This window comes from Escherichia coli DSM 30083 = JCM 1649 = ATCC 11775 (genome assembly GCF_003697165.2).
In the GTDB taxonomy this organism is placed as follows: Bacteria; Pseudomonadota; Gammaproteobacteria; order Enterobacterales; family Enterobacteriaceae; genus Escherichia; species Escherichia coli.
In genome coordinates, this window is sequence record NZ_CP033092.2 from 3438848 (window position 1) to 3457210 (window position 18363).

General features: G+C 50.8%; 14 protein-coding genes, 1 tRNA gene and 2 pseudogenes. 13 read left to right on the plus strand and 4 right to left on the minus strand.

Translation table 11 applies throughout. The annotated features are described in order from the left end of the window. Window positions 1-9 precede the first annotated feature (9 nt). Complete coding sequence (gene cusC, locus EAS44_RS17965) at window positions 10-1392, minus strand: Cu(+)/Ag(+) efflux RND transporter outer membrane channel CusC (protein WP_000074207.1); 1383 nt, start codon at window positions 1390-1392, stop codon at window positions 10-12. Between the two features lie 156 nt (window positions 1393-1548). On the opposite strand from cusC, the gene cusR reads away from it, so the two are divergent. The 7 genes from cusR to EAS44_RS18000 all read left to right on the plus strand — a co-directional run bounded on the left by cusR (window position 1549) and on the right by EAS44_RS18000 (window position 12412). After that, on the plus strand, window positions 1549-2232 hold the full coding sequence (cusR, locus tag EAS44_RS17970; protein WP_000770953.1) for a copper response regulator transcription factor CusR: 684 nt from the start codon (window positions 1549-1551) through the stop codon (window positions 2230-2232). After that, window positions 2222-3664, plus strand: coding sequence for a Cu(+)/Ag(+) sensor histidine kinase CusS (gene cusS / locus EAS44_RS17975; RefSeq protein WP_000253820.1), 1443 nt, complete (start codon window positions 2222-2224; stop codon window positions 3662-3664). The genes cusR and cusS overlap by 11 nt, the downstream gene beginning before the upstream one ends. 149 nt (window positions 3665-3813) lie before the next feature. Beyond that, a complete protein-coding gene (gene nrfB, locus EAS44_RS17980; protein ID WP_000383915.1) occupies window positions 3814-6051 on the plus strand; it encodes a cyclic di-3',5'-guanylate-activated glycosyltransferase NrfB in 2238 nt (745 codons plus the stop codon). After that, on the plus strand, window positions 6038-9010 hold the full coding sequence (gene nfrA / locus EAS44_RS17985) for a bacteriophage adsorption protein NfrA (protein ID WP_001331995.1): 2973 nt from the start codon (window positions 6038-6040) through the stop codon (window positions 9008-9010). Before nrfB ends, nfrA begins: the two co-directional genes overlap by 14 nt. After that, window positions 9011-9901, plus strand: a complete 891-nt coding sequence (ybcH, locus tag EAS44_RS17990) for a DUF4434 family protein (protein ID WP_001224580.1) — start codon at window positions 9011-9013, stop codon at window positions 9899-9901. Between the two features lie 657 nt (window positions 9902-10558). After that, a complete protein-coding gene (gene ompT, locus EAS44_RS17995; protein ID WP_001201816.1) occupies window positions 10559-11512 on the plus strand; it encodes an omptin family outer membrane protease OmpT in 954 nt (317 codons plus the stop codon). 231 nt (window positions 11513-11743) lie between these two features. After that, entirely contained in the window at window positions 11744-12412 is a 669-nt protein-coding gene (locus tag EAS44_RS18000) for a class I SAM-dependent methyltransferase (protein WP_000239877.1), read from the plus strand. 54 nt (window positions 12413-12466) lie between these two features. Here EAS44_RS18000 and EAS44_RS18010 read toward each other — a convergent pair. After that, window positions 12467-12841 (minus strand): annotated as a pseudogene (locus tag EAS44_RS18010) (tail fiber assembly protein); the annotation flags it as partial. Between the two features lie 18 nt (window positions 12842-12859). Between EAS44_RS18010 and EAS44_RS25220 the strand changes: the two are divergent. Continuing rightward, a pseudogene (locus tag EAS44_RS25220) lies at window positions 12860-13449 on the plus strand (site-specific integrase); the annotation flags it as partial. A 15-nt stretch (window positions 13450-13464) separates the two neighbouring features. Here the strand turns inward: EAS44_RS25220 and EAS44_RS18020 are convergent. Further along, a tRNA-Arg gene (locus EAS44_RS18020) sits at window positions 13465-13541 on the minus strand. 270 nt (window positions 13542-13811) lie between these two features. On the opposite strand from EAS44_RS18020, the gene folD reads away from it, so the two are divergent. The 3 genes from folD (at window position 13812) to ybcI (ending at window position 15521) form a co-directional block, all read left to right on the plus strand. Continuing rightward, window positions 13812-14678, plus strand: coding sequence for a bifunctional methylenetetrahydrofolate dehydrogenase/methenyltetrahydrofolate cyclohydrolase FolD (gene folD / locus EAS44_RS18025; protein WP_000729155.1), 867 nt, complete (start codon window positions 13812-13814; stop codon window positions 14676-14678). A 1-nt stretch (window position 14679) separates the two neighbouring features. Continuing rightward, window positions 14680-14892: a ribosome-associated protein YbcJ gene (ybcJ, locus tag EAS44_RS18030; protein WP_000190288.1), complete on the plus strand. Its 213-nt coding sequence runs from the start codon at window positions 14680-14682 to the stop codon at window positions 14890-14892. A 107-nt stretch (window positions 14893-14999) separates the two neighbouring features. Next, complete coding sequence (gene ybcI / locus EAS44_RS18035; RefSeq protein ID WP_001143516.1) at window positions 15000-15521, plus strand: metal-dependent hydrolase; 522 nt, start codon at window positions 15000-15002, stop codon at window positions 15519-15521. Window positions 15522-15556: 35 nt separating this feature from the next. On the opposite strand, the gene cysS is transcribed toward ybcI, so the two are convergent. Then, window positions 15557-16942: a cysteine--tRNA ligase gene (gene cysS / locus EAS44_RS18040; RefSeq protein WP_000912345.1), complete on the minus strand. Its 1386-nt coding sequence runs from the start codon at window positions 16940-16942 to the stop codon at window positions 15557-15559. 173 nt (window positions 16943-17115) lie between these two features. Here cysS and ppiB point away from each other — a divergent pair, with 173 nt between their 5' ends. Together ppiB and lpxH are read left to right on the plus strand one after the other, a co-directional pair. Then, window positions 17116-17610 carry a peptidylprolyl isomerase B gene (gene ppiB, locus EAS44_RS18045; protein WP_000255987.1) on the plus strand — a complete coding sequence of 165 codons (495 nt, stop codon included), beginning with the start codon at window positions 17116-17118 and terminating at the stop codon, window positions 17608-17610. A 2-nt stretch (window positions 17611-17612) separates the two neighbouring features. Beyond that, window positions 17613-18335: a UDP-2,3-diacylglucosamine diphosphatase gene (lpxH, locus tag EAS44_RS18050; RefSeq protein ID WP_000212244.1), complete on the plus strand. Its 723-nt coding sequence runs from the start codon at window positions 17613-17615 to the stop codon at window positions 18333-18335. Window positions 18336-18363 lie beyond the last annotated feature (28 nt).

Here is an 18363-nt window from a genome sequence, read left to right on the forward strand (position 1 = left end):
AGTTAAAAATTATTGCTGCCAACCGCCGCCTAAGGCGGTATATAAAGAAATTTCGTTAACCTGACGGGCATAATTCAGGTCAAGTAAAGTTTGTCGGGTTGCAAATAAAGAACGCTCGGCATCCAGCACTTCCAGATAACTTACCGCGCCGTGCTGATATAATGCCCGCGCCCGTTGCAAAGTAATTTGCAGCGACGCAAGATAACGCTGCTGGGCGCTGATTTGATCGTTCAGGCTTTGACGTAATGCCAGCGCATCTGCCACTTCTTTAAAGGCGTTCTGGATTTTCTGTTCATAATTCACCACCGACTGCTGCTGGCGAATTTCGGCGATATCCAGATTGGCCTGGTTGCGTCCAGCATTAAAAATGGGGATCTCAATTTTAGGAATAAAATTCCACATCCCGCTGCTGGCATTAAATAATGACGACAGATCGCTGCTGGCGGTTGATATTCCGCTGGTCAGGCTGATAGACGGGAAAAATGCCGCACGCGCAGCACCAATATTGGCATTAGCCGCCATTAACGCGTGTTCAGCTTCCATAATATCAGGGCGCTGCAATAAGATTTGCGACGGCAAGCCCGCCGGTAATTTAACGCTTTGCAGGCTGTCGCTGTTTACTGTCTGCGCTTGCGGCAGCTTGCCGTAGCTTCCCAATAACAGTTGCAATGCATTATTCGCCTGCGCCAGTTCCCCCTGACGTTTAGCGATGTCGCTGCGGGTACTTTCTATCACCCCGCGAGCCTGTTCCAGCGCCAGAACATTGCTGCTACCGGTCAACAGTTGTTTTTCGACAAACGCATATGACTGCTGATAATTACGCAGCGTTTCTTCGGCTATTTGCAATTGCGCATACGCCAGTTGCTGATTGAAATAGCTTTGCGCGACATTAGAAACCAGCAAAATATGCACCGCGCGCTGAGCTTCCTCAGTGGCTAAATAATTTTGGCGCTCGGCTTCGCTCATGTTCTTTAAGCGCCCGAAAAAATCGAGATCAAAGCTGGCGTTAAGGCCAGTCGAGAACTCCCGCGTCGTGGCTGAATCGCCTTTAAGATTGCCGCTCCAGCTGCCGCTGTCCTCGCCATTGAGCTGTGGGTAGCGGTCGGCATCGGTCAGACGATATTGCGCCCGCGCTTCCTGCACTTTCAGCGCCGCCATGCGCAAATCCCGGTTATTCACCAACGCCTCGCTAATCAGCGTCTTCACCTGATTATCAACAAAAAAGGTGCGCCAGCCCGCGTTCTGATAGTTATCTGCTGCGTTAACCAGGCCGTTCTGGCTGAGTGAGAACTGCTGCGGCACGGGCATTGCCGGACGCTGATAATCCGGTGCCAGTGAACAACCGGTTAGCGCAAGGGCCACACAAAATGGCAGAAGTTTACAAGGAGACATAGGCTCATAATTTCTGGTGATTTTATGCTGCCAACTTTACTCGCCAGGCTCTGATTTTCCGGTGACAGGAAAATGACAAAATTGTCATTTTGCCAATAAGCGATTGCCATCTGATCCCGCTACTCTAGAATTGCCCGGGCAACATGCGGAGGAAATATGAAACTGTTGATTGTCGAAGATGAAAAGAAAACCGGAGAATACTTGACCAAAGGGTTAACCGAAGCCGGTTTTGTGGTCGATTTGGCCGACAACGGGCTGAATGGCTACCATCTGGCGATGACCGGTGATTATGATCTGATAATCCTCGATATTATGCTGCCGGACGTGAACGGCTGGGATATCGTGCGCATGTTGCGTTCCGCCAATAAGGGGATGCCGATTCTGTTGCTTACCGCGCTTGGCACCATTGAACATCGCGTCAAGGGGCTGGAGTTGGGGGCGGATGACTATCTGGTGAAGCCGTTCGCTTTTGCTGAACTGCTGGCGCGGGTGCGCACTCTACTGCGGCGCGGGGCGGCGGTGATTATCGAAAGTCAGTTTCAGGTTGCCGATCTGATGGTCGATCTCGTCAGCCGCAAAGTCACCCGCAGCGGCACGCGCATCACTCTGACCAGTAAAGAATTTACTCTGCTGGAGTTTTTCCTCCGCCATCAGGGCGAAGTGCTGCCCCGCTCGCTTATCGCCTCGCAGGTATGGGACATGAATTTTGACAGCGATACCAACGCCATTGATGTGGCGGTGAAGCGGCTGCGCGGCAAAATCGACAACGACTTTGAGCCAAAGTTGATTCAGACCGTGCGCGGCGTGGGTTACATGCTAGAGGTGCCGGATGGTCAGTAAACCATTTCAGCGCCCGTTTTCGCTGGCAACTCGCCTGACCTTTTTTATCAGCCTCGCCACCATCGCGGCGTTTTTCGCCTTTGCATGGATCATGATCCACTCGGTAAAAGTGCATTTTGCCGAGCAGGATATTAATGATTTAAAAGAGATTAGCGCCACCCTTGAACGGGTACTTAATCACCCTGACGAAACGCAAGCCCGACGCTTAATGACGCTGGAAGATATCGTCAGTGGTTATTCCAATGTGTTGATCTCTCTGGCAGATAGCCACGGTAAAACGGTGTATCACTCCCCCGGTGCGCCGGATATCCGCGAGTTTACGCGTGACGCCATACCCGATAAAGACGCGCAGGGCGGCGAGGTGTATCTCCTTTCCGGCCCAACGATGATGATGCCAGGGCACGGTCACGGGCATATGGAACACAGCAACTGGCGGATGATTAACTTGCCGGTTGGCCCGCTGGTTGACGGCAAACCGATTTATACGCTCTACATCGCGCTTTCGATCGATTTTCATCTTCATTACATCAATGATTTGATGAATAAACTTATTATGACCGCATCGGTAATCAGCATCCTGATCGTCTTTATCGTGCTGTTGGCGGTACATAAAGGTCACGCGCCGATCCGCAGCGTCAGCCGTCAAATCCAGAATATCACCTCGAAAGATCTCGACGTTCGCCTTGACCCGCAGACCGTGCCCATTGAGCTGGAACAGCTGGTACTGTCGTTCAACCATATGATCGAGCGTATTGAGGATGTCTTTACCCGCCAGTCCAATTTCTCAGCGGATATCGCCCACGAAATTCGCACACCTATTACTAATCTCATTACGCAAACGGAAATCGCCCTCAGCCAGTCGCGCAGCCAGAAGGAGCTGGAAGATGTGCTCTACTCTAATCTCGAAGAGCTGACGCGAATGGCGAAAATGGTCAGCGATATGCTGTTTCTCGCTCAGGCCGATAACAACCAGCTAATCCCCGAAAAGAAAATGCTCAACCTGGCGGATGAAGTCGGCAAAGTGTTCGATTTTTTCGAGGCGTTAGCAGAAGATCGCGGCGTGGAGCTGCGGTTTGTTGGCGACGAGTGTCAGGTTGCGGGCGATCCGCTGATGCTGCGTCGGGCGTTAAGCAATCTGCTTTCTAATGCCCTTCGTTATACGCCAACCGGAGAGACAATTGTCGTGCGCTGCCAGACGGTCGATCACCTGGTGCAAGTTACCGTCGAAAACCCCGGTACGCCCATTGCGCCCGAACACTTACCGCGATTGTTTGACCGTTTCTACCGCGTTGATCCTTCCCGCCAGCGAAAAGGCGAAGGTAGCGGCATTGGCCTGGCGATAGTGAAATCGATTGTTGTCGCGCATAAAGGCACAGTTGCAGTAACGTCAGATGTGCGGGGGACAAGGTTTGTTATCATATTACCCGCTTAATCCTTCAGCAAACGGCAACTTTTATAACCAGTGTAAAAATAACATGCCGCAATAGTAATACCTATTAATGATAAAAAGCTGTCACAATTCATAAAAAACCTTAATATACGCCACCCTAAACATAACCAGCGTTAATGTAAGGTTTTTGTGTGGACTGGCTTCTTGATGTTTTTGCTACCTGGCTCTACGGCTTAAAAGTAATCGCGATAACGTTAGCGGTCATTATGTTCATCAGCGGGCTGGACGATTTTTTTATTGATGTCGTCTACTGGGTACGCCGCATTAAACGCAAGTTGAGTGTTTATCGCCGCTACCCGCGAATGAGTTACCGCGAACTGTATAAACCAGATGAAAAACCGTTAGCGATTATGGTTCCGGCGTGGAATGAAACGGGCGTCATCGGCAATATGGCCGAGCTGGCGGCGACCACGCTCGACTACGAAAACTATCATATCTTTGTTGGCACCTACCCCAACGACCCCGATACTCAGCGTGATGTTGACGAAGTGTGCGCTCGCTTCCCGAACGTGCATAAGGTAGTCTGCGCGCGTCCTGGCCCCACCAGCAAAGCCGACTGTCTGAACAACGTGCTGGACGCCATCACCCAGTTTGAACGTAGCGCCAATTTCGCTTTTGCTGGTTTTATTCTGCATGACGCCGAAGATGTGATTTCACCGATGGAATTGCGTCTGTTCAACTATCTGGTCGAGCGTAAAGATCTGATTCAGATCCCAGTGTATCCGTTCGAACGCGAATGGACGCACTTCACCAGCATGACCTACATTGATGAGTTTTCAGAACTGCATGGCAAAGATGTTCCGGTGCGTGAAGCCCTCGCCGGACAGGTGCCCAGCGCAGGCGTCGGCACCTGTTTCAGCCGCCGCGCCGTGACCGCACTGTTAGCTGACGGTGACGGTATTGCTTTCGACGTGCAGAGTCTGACTGAAGATTACGACATTGGCTTCCGCCTGAAAGAGAAAGGTATGACGGAAATTTTTGTCCGTTTTCCGGTGGTGGACGAAGCCAAAGAACGCGAGCAGCGTAAATTTTTACAGCATGCACGGACGTCAAACATGATCTGCGTGCGCGAATATTTCCCCGATACCTTTTCGACTGCGGTTCGGCAAAAATCTCGCTGGATCATCGGCATTGTTTTCCAGGGCTTTAAAACCCACAAATGGACCTCCAGCCTGACGCTGAACTACTTTCTCTGGCGCGACCGCAAAGGGGCAATCAGTAACTTTGTCAGCTTCCTCGCGATGCTGGTGATGATCCAGCTTTTGCTGTTGCTGGCGTATGAAAGTTTGTGGCCCGATGCCTGGCATTTCCTTTCTATTTTCAGCGGCAGCGCATGGTTAATGACTCTGCTGTGGCTAAACTTTGGCTTGATGATTAACCGCATCGTGCAGCGGGTGATTTTCGTTACTGGCTACTACGGCCTGACGCAGGGGCTGCTATCTGTCCTGCGTCTTTTCTGGGGCAACCTGATTAACTTCATGGCCAACTGGCGCGCGTTAAAACAGGTACTTCAACACGGCGATCCACGTCGCGTCGCGTGGGATAAAACAACGCATGACTTCCCCAGCGTGACTGGCGATACCCGCTCGTTGCGTCCGTTAGGTCAAATCCTGCTGGAAAATCAGGTCATCACTGAAGAACAACTCGATGCAGCACTGCGTAATCGCGTCGAAGGTCTACGCCTGGGCGGTTCAATGCTGATGCAGGGGCTGATTAGCGCCGAGCAACTGGCACAGGCGCTGGCAGAGCAAAACGGCGTGGCGTGGGAATCCATCGATGCCTGGCAGATCCCTTCCTCGCTGATTGCCGAAATGCCGGCCTCCGTGGCGTTGCATTATGCGGTACTGCCGCTGCGTCTGGACAATGATGAGTTAATTGTCGGCAGTGAAGATGGTATTGACCCGGTTTCGCTGGCGGCCCTGACGCGTAAAGTCGGACGCAAAGTGCGTTACGTCATTGTTCTGCGGGGACAAATTGTCACCGGATTACGCCACTGGTATGCACGCCGACGCGGTCACGATCCGCGGGCAATGTTGTACAATGCAGTTCAGCATCAGTGGCTCACGGAACAGCAGGCCGGTGAAATCTGGCGGCAATATGTGCCGCATCAGTTCCTGTTCGCAGAAATACTGACCACGCTCGGTCATATTAATCGTTCAGCAATTAACGTGTTGTTATTGCGCCATGAACGCAGTTCTCTGCCGCTCGGCAAGTTTTTGGTCACCGAAGGCGTTATCAGCCAGGAAACGTTGGATCGCGTCCTGACAATTCAACGCGAATTACAAGTTTCGATGCAATCACTATTACTCAAAGCAGGTTTAAACACTGAACAGGTTGCACAACTGGAGTCCGAAAATGAAGGAGAATAACCTTAATCGCGTCATCGGATGGTCTGGTTTACTGCTGACATCTTTATTGAGTACCAGCGCACTCGCAGACAATATCGGCACCAGCGCAGAAGAGCTGGGGCTGAGCGATTATCGCCATTTTGTTATTTATCCCCGTCTCGATAAGGCGCTGAAGGCACAGAAAAATAACGACGAAGCAACCGCCATCCGCGAATTTGAATATATACACCAGCAGGTGCCGGATAATATTCCGCTGACTTTATACCTTGCGGAAGCCTATCGCCATTTTGGTCATGATGACCGGGCGCGGCTGTTGCTTGAGGATCAACTGAAACGTCACCCTGGAGATGACCGGCTTGAGCGCAGTCTGGTGGCTATTCCAGTTGAAGTGAAAAGCGTTACGACTGTTGAAGAACTGCTTGCCCAGCAAAAAGCGTGCGATGCTGCGCCGACCCTGCGTTGTCGCAGTGAAGTCGGGCAGAATGCCCTGCGGCTGGCACAATTACCTGTCGCCAGAGCGCAACTAAACGATGCGACGTTTGCTGCATCGCCGGAAGGAAAAACGTTGCGAACCGATCTGCTGCAACGGGCAATCTACCTGAAACAATGGTCCCAGGCAGATACGCTATATAATGAAGCACGCCAGCAGAACACATTAAGTGCGGCAGAACGCCGTCAGTGGTTTGACGTGCTTCTTGCCGCGCAGCTGGATGATCGGATCCTGGCGCTGCAATCACAGGGGATCTTCACCGATCCTCAGTCATATATTACTTACGCGACCGCGCTGGCTTATCGTGGCGAAAAAGCACGCCTCCAGCATTATCTCATTGAAAATACGCCGCTATTTACCACGGACGCACAAGAGAAAAGTTGGCTCTATCTGTTATCTAAATACAGCGGCAACCCCGTTCAGGCGTTGGCGAATTATACGGTACAGTTTGCCGACAACCGCCAGTATGTTGTTGGCGCGACGCTACCGGTGCTGTTAAAAGAAGGTCAGTACGGCGCAGCGCAAAAACTGCTCGCCACCCTCCCCGCCAATGAAATGCTTGAGGAGCGTTATGCCGTTAGCGTAGCGACCCGTAACAAGGCTGAAGCTCTGCGTCTGGCACGATTGCTGTATCAGCAAGAACCGGCAAATCTTACCCGCCTGGATCAACTGACCTGGCAACTGATGCAGAACGAACAGTCACGCGAAGCTGCCGATTTATTGCTGCAACGCTATCCTTTCCAGGGCGATGCGCGTGTCAGCCAGACGTTAATGGCGCGACTGGCGTCTCTGCTGGAAAGTCATCCTTACCTGGCAACGCCGGCGAAGGTGGCGATTTTATCGAAACCCTTACCGCTGGCGGAGCAACGTCAGTGGCAAAGTCAGTTGCCGGGTATTGCAGATAATTGCCCGGCAATAGTTCGCTTGCTGGGCGATATGTCGCCTTCCTACGATGCCGCCGCCTGGAACCGTCTGGCAAAGTGTTATCGGGACACGCTACCCGGTGTGGCGTTGTATGCATGGCTTCAGGCCGAACAACGACAACCGGACGCCTGGCAACATCGTGCGGTAGCCTATCAGGCGTATCAGGTTGAGGACTACGCCACCGCACTGGCGGCCTGGCAGAAAATCAGTCTTCACGACATGAGCAATGAGGATCTGCTTGCTGCTGCCAATACCGCCCAGGCGGCAGGAAATGGTGCGGCTCGCGATCGCTGGCTTCAGCAGGCAGAACAACGTGGGCTGGGAAACAATGCCCTCTACTGGTGGCTGCATGCGCAACGTTACATTCCTGGTCAGCCGGAACTCGCACTGAACGATCTCACGCGCTCAATCAATATTGCGCCTTCTGCCAACGCTTACGTTGCGCGGGCGACAATTTATCGCCAACGTCATAATGTCCCGGCGGCGGTGAGTGATTTGCGCGCCGCGCTGGAACTGGAACCGAATAATAGCAACACCCAGGCAGCGCTCGGTTACGCCTTGTGGGATAGCGGTGATATCGCACAGTCGCGGGAAATGCTCGAACAGGCGCATAAAGGGCTACCGGACGATCCGGCACTTATCCGACAACTGGCCTACGTGAACCAGCGTCTGGATGACATGCCTGCGACGCAGCACTACGCCCGGCTGGTGATTGATGACATTGATAATCAGGCGCTGATAACCCCACTGACCCCAGAGCAAAATCAGCAACGCTTCAATTTCCGCCGTCTGCATGAGGAGGTCGGTCGCCGCTGGACGTTCAGTTTCGATTCTTCTATCGGCTTGCGTTCCGGCGCAATGAGTACCGCTAACAATAATGTCGGCGGCGCAGCGCCAGGGAAAAGCTATCGTAGCTACGGGCAACTGGAAGCCGAGTACCGCCTCGGACGCAATATGCTGCTGGAAGGCGACCTGCTCTCAGTTTATAGCCGCGTCTTTGCCGATACCGGAGAAAACGGGGTGATGATGCCGGTGAAAAATCCGATGTCCGGCACCGGTCTGCGCTGGAAGCCGCTGCGCGATCAGATCTTTTTCCTCGCCGTCGAACAGCAGTTGCCGCTGAACGGGCAAAATGGCGCATCCGATACCATGCTGCGCGCCAGCGCCTCATTCTTTAATGGCGGCAAATACAGCGACGAATGGCACCCGAACGGTTCAGGCTGGTTTGCCCAAAACCTGTACCTCGATGCGGCGCAATATGTCCGCCAGGATATTCAGGCGTGGACGGCAGATTATCGCGTAAGCTGGCATCAGAAGGTGGCGAACGGACAGACTATTGAGCCTTATGCTCACCTTCAGGACAACGGTTATCGTGATAAAGGCACTCAGGGCGCGCAGCTTGGCGGTGTCGGGGTCCGCTGGAATATCTGGACCGGCGAGACGCACTACGACGCCTGGCCGCACAAAGTCAGTCTCGGCGTCGAATATCAACATACCTTTAAGGCGATTAATCAACGTAACGGAGAGCGCAACAACGCGTTTCTCACCATTGGAGTGCACTGGTAAATGCGTAAGTTCATTTTCGTATTGCTGACACTGCTTTTGGTCAGCCCTTTTTCCTTTGCGATGAAAGGTATTATCTGGCAACCACAAAACCGTGATAGTCAGGTTACCGATACCCAGTGGCAGGGGCTGATGAGTCAGTTACGTTTGCAAGGCTTCGATACCCTGGTTTTGCAATGGACCCGTTACGGCGATGCATTCACCCAGCCAGAACAGCGCGCGTTATTGTTTAAGCGTGCCGCAGCTGCGCAACAGGCTGGCCTGAAGCTGATTGTCGGGCTGAACGCCGATCCGGAATTTTTTATGCACCAGAAACAGTCGTCCGCAGCGCTGGAAAGCTATCTTAATCGCCTGCTGGCTGCCGATCTCCAGCAAGCCAGATTATGGAGCGCCGTGCCTGGCGTAACGCCGGATGGCTGGTACATCAGCGCGGAAATTGACGACCTGAACTGGTGCAGCGAAGCCGCCCGTCAGCCTTTGCTAACATGGTTAAACAACGCGCAGCGGTTGATTAGCGATGTTTCAGCAAAACCGGTTTATATCAGTAGTTTTTTCGCCGGAAACATGTCGCCAGATGGCTATCGCCAACTGCTGGAACAAGTTAAAGCAACCGGTGTTAATGTCTGGGTACAGGATGGCAGCGGCGTGGATAAACTGACCGCTGAACAGCGTGAACGTTATCTACAGGCCAGCGCCGATTGCCAAAGTTCCGCCCCAGCAAGCGGCATTGTTTATGAACTGTTTGTCGCTGGTAAAGGTAAAACGTTTACAGCGAAACCGAAACCGGATGCAGAGATCGCCTCGCTGTTAGCGAAACGTTCCTCTTGCGGTAAAGACACGCTCTATTTCTCTCTGCGCTATTTGCCCGTCGCGCAGAGTATCCTTGAGTATTAATGATTAAAGGGAGCAACTTAGTTTGCTCCTTTCCTTTTCACTTTCCTAATCAAAATCCTGGCAAGATGAATTGTTTAGCAGAATTTCTGTTTTCATTTTATTCGTCTGACGTGTTCCAATTATTTAGCAAAACCGCGACAACAAAGTGATGGTGTAATTTGTAAAAGGGAACAAATAAATGGCGAGGAAATGGCTCGCCCTGCAGGATTCGAACCTGTAGCCACGACTTAGAAACTCCAGGAACGACATTTTAAATCAACAAATTACCGCGCCATCTCTGCGTTCACACGTTCCACCACCTCAAAATATGTAAAACCTTGCAAGCCATTGCGAGGCCTTATGTGTCTCAGTTTTGTTCCTCTTTTTTATACTAAAAAACACAGCAATTGAGGATAAACCTCATGCTATTATCGCTAATATGCATCTAAAGGCATGGCACTTGAATAGATAAAAACTCCACAAAGAAAAAAATAATTAGCCCATAAAACCACAATACAAAACACAAACAGACAATTAAACTAAAAAACTGACAGCGCATTGTGACAAAAATCCAATGTTAAACAAAATATAAACAGTGGGGCAATATACAATTGACTCATTAAGTTAGATATAAAAAATACATACTCAATCATTAAAACGATTGAATGGAGACCTTTTATGCGGGCGAAACTTCTGGGAATAGTCCTGACACCCCCTATTGCGATCAGCTCTTTTGCTTCTACCGAGACTTTATCGTTTACTCCTGACAACATAAATGCGGACATTAGTCTTGGAACTCTGAGCGGAAAAACAAAAGAGCGTGTTTATCTAGCCGAAGAAGGAGGCCGAAAAGTCAGTCAACTTGACTGGAAATTCAATAACGCTGCAATTATTAAAGGTGCAATTAATTGGGATTTGATGCCCCAGATATCTATCGGGGCTGCTGGCTGGACAACACTCGGCAGCCGAGGTGGCAATATGGTCGATCAGGACTGGATGGATTCCAGTAACCCCGGAACCTGGACGGATGAAAGTAGACACCCTGATACACAACTCAATTATGCCAACGAATTTGATCTGAATATCAAAGGCTGGCTCCTCAACGAACCCAATTACCGCCTGGGACTCATGGCCGGATATCAGGAAAGCCGTTATAGCTTTACAGCCAGAGGTGGTTCCTATATCTACAGTTCTGAGGAGGGATTCAGAGATGATATCGGCTCCTTCCCGAATGGAGAAAGAGCAATCGGCTACAAACAACGTTTTAAAATTCCCTACATTGGCTTGACTGGAAGTTATCGTTATGAAGATTTTGAGCTAGGTGGCACATTTAAATACAGCGGCTGGGTGGAAGCATCTGATAACGATGAGCACTATGACCCAGGAAAAAGAATCACTTATCGCAGTAAAGTCAAAGACCAAAATTACTATTCTGTTGCAGTCAATGCAGGTTATTACGTAACACCTAACGCAAAAGTTTATGTTGAAGGCGCATGGAATCGGGTTACGAATAAAAAAGGTAATACTTCACTTTATGATCACAATGATAACACTTCTGACTACAGCAAAAATGGTGCAGGCATAGAAAACTATAACTTCATCACTACTGCTGGTCTTAAGTACACCTTTTAACAACGTTAAATAGATTTTCTCCCCGGTGGTATTGTATAGCCCCGGGGAATTTGTTTACCGTTAAAAGCAAACAATATCCCCTAATCTTGTAAGCATTTAACCTGCGTCCTGGCGTGTAACCTCTTACCGCAACACAAGACTCAATATATTCAAATTCGTTATGCCGTGGCATCATTTAACCCCTTGTAATTCATCGCTATAATTGATTTAATTCACAAATAAAACTATAACATAGTGAAACTAATGAAAAAAAACACAGATGATGGGGCTAAAATTTACACACCACTTACCCTAAAGCTTTATGACTGGTGGGTTTTGGGTGTATCAAATCGGCTTGCATGGGGATGTCCTACAAAGGAACACCTTCTTCCACACTTTCTGGAACATTTAGGTAACAACCATCTGGATATTGGTGTTGGAACTGGGTTTTACCTTACTCACGTACCTGAGAGTAGTCTGATATCTTTAATGGATTTGAACGAAGCTAGCCTGAACGCGGCATCGACAAGGGCTGGGGAATCAAAAATTAAACATAAAATTAGCCATGATGTTTTTGATCCTTATCCCGCGGCGTTACATGGTCAATTTGATTCCATTTCCATGTTTTACCTTCTTCACTGCCTGCCTGGAAATATATCTACAAAAAGCTGTGTAATACGCAATGCGGCGCAGGCCTTAACTGACGATGGAACTCTATACGGAGCCACAATTCTTGGTGACGGCGTTGTGCACAATAGCTTCGGTCAAAAACTGATGCGCATTTACAATCAAAAAGGCATCTTTTCAAACACAAAAGATTCCGAAGAAGGCTTAACACATATACTCTCAGAGCATTTCGAGAATGTTAAAACCAAGGTTAAAGGTACTGTAGTAATGTTTTCCGCTTCAGGGAAAAAATAGCATCCAGCCGCAGCACGTTCTTGCGCACGACGTGCTGCGGCATAATCCCAATGATTACTCTCTGACAGGGTTCACAGGCCACTCAATATCAGGGGCAGTTGATGTATCAACTCGGTTCAGCAACACCCGATACATCTTACAGGCTTCCAGCAACGAGGTTTCTTCCTCCGTATCCTTTATCCATGATGTGCCGTTCCACTTCTGAAACTCCCCTGCCGGGGATAACCAGGTAACATTTTCCGGTAACGGACCGAGCTCAGAAATAAATAACGCGTCCCCTGATGCCACGTCATAAACCGTTTTACCCCGATGGTCTTCAACGAGATGCCACGATGCCTCATCACTGTTGAAAACAACCACGAAGCCAGCCGGAATATCTGGCGGTGCAATATCAGTACTGTTTGCAGGCAAACCTGTATGAGGTGGAATGGCACAAGAGACTTACAAAAGAATCAGGAAAAACGCCTGATTGATGAGAGCCCCAAGCCACTGAAATCTGTCGTCAAGTTTGCGCTGGTAACTGTTCTGAGAAAGTCGAACATCATAAATCTGGAGTGGCAACAGATTGACATGCAGCGACAAGTTGCCAGGGTGAATCCAGAAGATAGCAAATCAAATCGCGCCATTGGTGTGGCGCTGAACGATACCGCCTCTAAAGTGCTGCATGATCAAACAGGCAAGCATCACAAATGTGGGTGTACATACCAGGGCGGCTAAGCGAGCAGATGGAACATCAATGCCTGCGCTCAGGAAGATGCGCATTGACAGCAAGACAGCATGGCTATCAGCTTGTCGTCGTGCAGGAGTTGAAAATTTCCGTTTCCATGACCTCTGGCATACCCGGGCAAGCAGGTTGATTCCGTCAGGCGTCCCATTATCAGTGCTTCAGGAAATGGGCGGATGGGAGTCCAGAGAAATGGTTCGTAGATATGCTCACCTTGCGCCTAATCATTTGACTGAGCACGCGAGGAAAATAGACGACATTTTTGGTGATAATGTCCCACTCTGGAATTATAGAAGAAATAAAGAAGGCGTAACTGATTGAATTTTAATGGCGCGCCCTGCAGGATTCGAACCTGCGGCCCACGACTTAGAAGGTCGTTGCTCTATCCAACTGAGCTAAGGGCGCATTGATACCACGGTGTGCTGTAATCGCGTGAATTATACGGTCAACCCTTGCTGAGTCAATGGCTTTTGAACCAGTTGCTGAACAAGTGTACGACCGCATCTGATGTAGCTCACTATGGCGGCAAACCAACGACGGTTATCATGATAGGTGTGAATCAGCCAGGTACAGAAGGTTTTACTTTTCAGAAAACGAAAACTGACAGCGCGCCACGCTTCTGACAAAATAGACGCATCCCCTTCGACCTACGTAACAGATGGAATCCTCTCTCTGATGGCAGCAAAGATTATTGACGGTAAAACGATTGCGCAGCAGGTGCGCTCTGAAGTTGCTCAAAAAGTTCAGGCGCGTATTGCAGCCGGACTGCGGGCACCAGGACTGGCCGTTGTGCTGGTGGGCAGTAACCCTGCATCGCAAATTTATGTCGCAAGCAAACGCAAGGCTTGTGAAGAAGTCGGGTTCGTCTCCCGCTCTTATGACCTCCCGGAAACCACCAGCGAAGCGGAGCTGCTGGAGCTTATCGATGCGCTGAATGCCGACAACACCATTGATGGCATTCTGGTTCAACTGCCGTTACCGGCGGGTATTGATAACGTCAAAGTGCTGGAACGTATTCATCCGGACAAAGACGTGGACGGTTTCCATCCTTACAACGTCGGTCGTCTGTGCCAGCGCGCGCCACGTCTGCGTCCCTGTACCCCGCGCGGTATCGTCACGCTGCTTGAGCGTTACAACATTGATACCTTCGGCCTTAACGCCGTGGTGATTGGCGCATCGAATATCGTCGGTCGCCCAATGAGCATGGAACTGCTGCTGGCAGGTTGCACCACCACCGTGACTCACCGTTTCACTAAAAATCTGCGTCACCACGTAGAAAATGCCGATCTACTGATCGTTGCCGTCGGCAAGCCGGGCTTTATTCCTGGTGACTGGATCAAAGAAGGCGCAATTGTGATTGATGTCGGCATCAACCGTCTGGAAAATGGCAAAGTTGTGGGCGACGTCGTGTTTGAAGACGCGGCTAAACGCGCCTCATACATTACGCCTGTTCCGGGCGGCGTTGGCCCGATGACGGTTGCCACGCTGATTGAAAACACGCTACAGGCGTGCGTTGAATATCATGATCCACAGGGTGAGTAACATGGCGACATTTTCTTTAGGTAAACATCCGCACGTTGAGCTGTGCGACTTGCTGAAACTGGAAGGCTGGAGCGAAAGCGGCGCGCAGGCGAAAATCGCGATAGCAGAAGGCCAGGTGAAAGTCGACGGTGCGGTTGAAACGCGCAAACGCTGCAAAATTGTCGCCGGTCAGACAGTGAGTTTTGCAGGTCACAGCGTACAGGTTGTTGCCTGATCCCTTTCCCGGCCTGTATCAACAGGCCGGTTCTCTTTTCAGACTTTTGCCCTCTACGCCCCGTTCATCCATGCTGATAGCATCGACATTTTGCCGAAGCGACCATCATGCCAACCGTTATTACGCACGCCGCCGTTCCCCTATGCATTGGTTTAGGGTTGGGTTCGAAAGCCATCCCTCCGCGTCTGTTATTTGCCGGAATCATCCTGGCGATGCTGCCCGATGCTGATGTATTGTCGTTTAAATTTGGCGTTGCTTACGGCAATGTTTTTGGTCATCGCGGGTTTACCCATTCGCTGGTGTTTGCGTTTGTTGTCCCGCTGTTATGTGTGCTGATTGGACGTCGATGGTTCAGGGCTGGGCTGATTCGCTGCTGGCTGTTTTTAACCGTCTCGTTGCTATCGCACAGCTTGCTGGATTCGGTAACCACTGGCGGTAAAGGGGTTGGCTGGCTGTGGCCGTGGTCAGATGAACGCTTTTTCGCTCCCTGGCAGGTGATTAAAGTCGCGCCGTTTGCATTGTCTCGTTACACCACGCCGTACGGGCATCAGGTGATTATTTCTGAATTGATGTGGGTGTGGTTGCCGGGGATGCTACTGATGGGAATGTTGTGGTGGCGCAGACGATAACCGGATGCGAAAACTCGCATCCGGCAATAGCGCAATTACTTACGACGCCAGGTGGTCCCTTGCGGGCCATCTTCCAGCACGATCCCCATCTCGTTAAGGCGGTCACGCGCCGCATCTGCCGCCGCCCAGTCTTTCGCTTTACGGGCATCCAGACGCTGTTGAATTAACGCTTCAATCTCAGCCACTTCGCTGTCGTCTGCCTGCGCACCGCTTTGCAGGAACGCTTCCGGTTCTTGCTCCAGCAGGCCCAATACGGCAGAAAGTTTACGCAGGTGAGACGCCATTGCATTCGCCGCTGCCATATCTTCTGCTTTCAGACGGTTCACTTCACGCGCCATATCAAACAGCACGGAATAGGCTTCCGGGGTGTTGAAATCGTCGTCCATTGCTTCAATAAAGCGCGCTTCAAACGCTTCGCCACCGGCAGGCGCAACGGTTTTGTCTGTGCCGCGCAAGGCAGTATAGAGACGTTCCAGCGCCGCACGCGCCTGTTTCAGGTTCTCTTCGCTGTAGTTCAGCTGGCTGCGATAGTGACCCGACATCAGGAAGTAACGCACAGTTTCCGCATCGTAGTATTTCAGCACGTCACGCACGGTGAAGAAGTTACCCAGCGATTTAGACATCTTCTCGCGGTCAACCATCACCATACCGGAGTGCATCCAGTAATTCACATACTGGCCATCGTGCGCACAGGTGGACTGGGCAATTTCGTTCTCGTGGTGCGGGAACATCAGGTCAGAACCGCCGCCGTGGATATCAAAGTGGTTACCCAACTGTTTGCAGTTCATTGCCGAACACTCAATGTGCCAGCCAGGACGGCCCGCGCCCCACGGAGACGGCCAGCTCGGTTCGCCCTCTTTCGACATCTTCCACAGAACGAAGTCCATCGGGTTACGTTTGTCATCGACCACGTCAACGCGCGCGCCTGCCTGCAGCTGATCGAGATCCTGACGCGACAGCACGCCATATGTCGGATCGGTCGGGACGTCGAACATCACGTCGCCGTTGTCCGCCACATAAGCGTGACCTTTAGCGATCAGTTGTTCAGTGAGTTCAATAATTTCGGCGATATGGTGCGTCGCGCGCGGCTCCATATCCGGGCGCAGAATGTTCAAAGCATCAAAATCTTTGTGCATTTCGGCGATCATGCGATCCACCAGCGCCACAAAGCTTTCGCCATTTTCATTGGCGCGTTTGATGATTTTGTCGTCGATATCAGTAATGTTGCGCACATACTTCAGCTTATAGCCGAGGAAACGCAGATAGCGCGCAACCACGTCAAAGGCAACAAAGGTACGCCCGTGACCGATATGACAGAGATCGTAAACGGTGATTCCACACACGTACATGCCGACTTCCCCGGCGTGAATAGGCTTAAATTCCTCTTTTTGGCGTGTCAGAGTATTGAAGATTTTTAGCATCGAAGATTCCGTTTAGACATGTGTGGGTAATTGAGTTGCGTATAATACCCATATTTCCCGCGCGAATCAGCATACATTGCGAGATGATCCGATCGTGCGGTTATGCTATAACACCACCCTATATATGACCCGAACCGGGTTGAAGCACCAATCAAACGGAACAGGATGCAAAAATGGTTACTTTCCACACCAATCACGGCGATATTGTCATCAAAACTTTTGACGATAAAGCACCTGAAACAGTTAAAAACTTCCTGGACTACTGCCGCGAAGGTTTTTACAACAACACCATTTTCCACCGTGTTATCAACGGCTTTATGATTCAGGGCGGCGGTTTTGAACCGGGCATGAAACAAAAAGCCACCAAAGACCCGATCAAAAACGAAGCGAACAACGGTCTGAAAAATACCCGTGGTACGCTGGCAATGGCCCGTACTCAGGCACCGCACTCTGCAACTGCCCAGTTCTTCATCAACGTGGTTGATAACGACTTCCTGAACTTCTCTGGCGAAAGCCTGCAAGGTTGGGGCTACTGCGTATTTGCTGAAGTGGTTGAAGGCATGGACGTGGTAGACAAAATCAAAGGTGTGGCAACCGGTCGTAGCGGTATGCACCAGGACGTGCCAAAAGAAGACGTTATCATTGAAAGCGTGACCGTTAGCGAGTAATCGTGGCGACACTCTTTATTGCAGATCTTCATCTCTGCGTGGAAGAACCGGCGATCACCGCCGGTTTTCTGCGTTTTTTAGCGGGGGAGGCCCGCAAGGCCGATGCGCTGTATATTCTTGGCGATCTGTTTGAAGCCTGGATCGGCGACGACGATCCCAACCCACTTCATCACCAGATGGCCGCAGCAATCAAAGCGGTATCCGATTCCGGCGTTCCCTGTTATTTCATTCATGGCAACCGTGATTTTCTGCTCGGCAAACGCTTTGCCCGTGAAAGCGGCATGACGTTATTGCCGGAAGAAAAGGTGCTCGAACTTTATGGTCGTCGGGTGTTGATTATGCATGGCGACACGCTGTGCACCGATGACGCGGGTTATCAGGCTTTTCGCGCCAAAGTCCACAAACCCTGGCTGCAAACGCTATTTCTCGCCCTGCCGTTGTTTGTGCGCAAACGCATTGCCGCGCGAATGCGCGCGAACAGCAAAGAAGCCAACAGCAGTAAATCGCTGGCGATCATGGACGTTAACCAAAACGCGGTGGTCAGTGCGATGGAAAAACATCAAGTGCAATGGCTGATCCACGGGCATACCCATCGCCCGGCGGTGCATGAACTTATCGCCAATCAGCAACCTGCTTTTCGCGTGGTACTGGGTGCCTGGCATACAGAAGGTTCGATGGTGAAAGTCACGGCGGATGACGTTGAGCTGATTCATTTTCCTTTCTGACCACGAATGGACAGATTCTGAAAAAGCA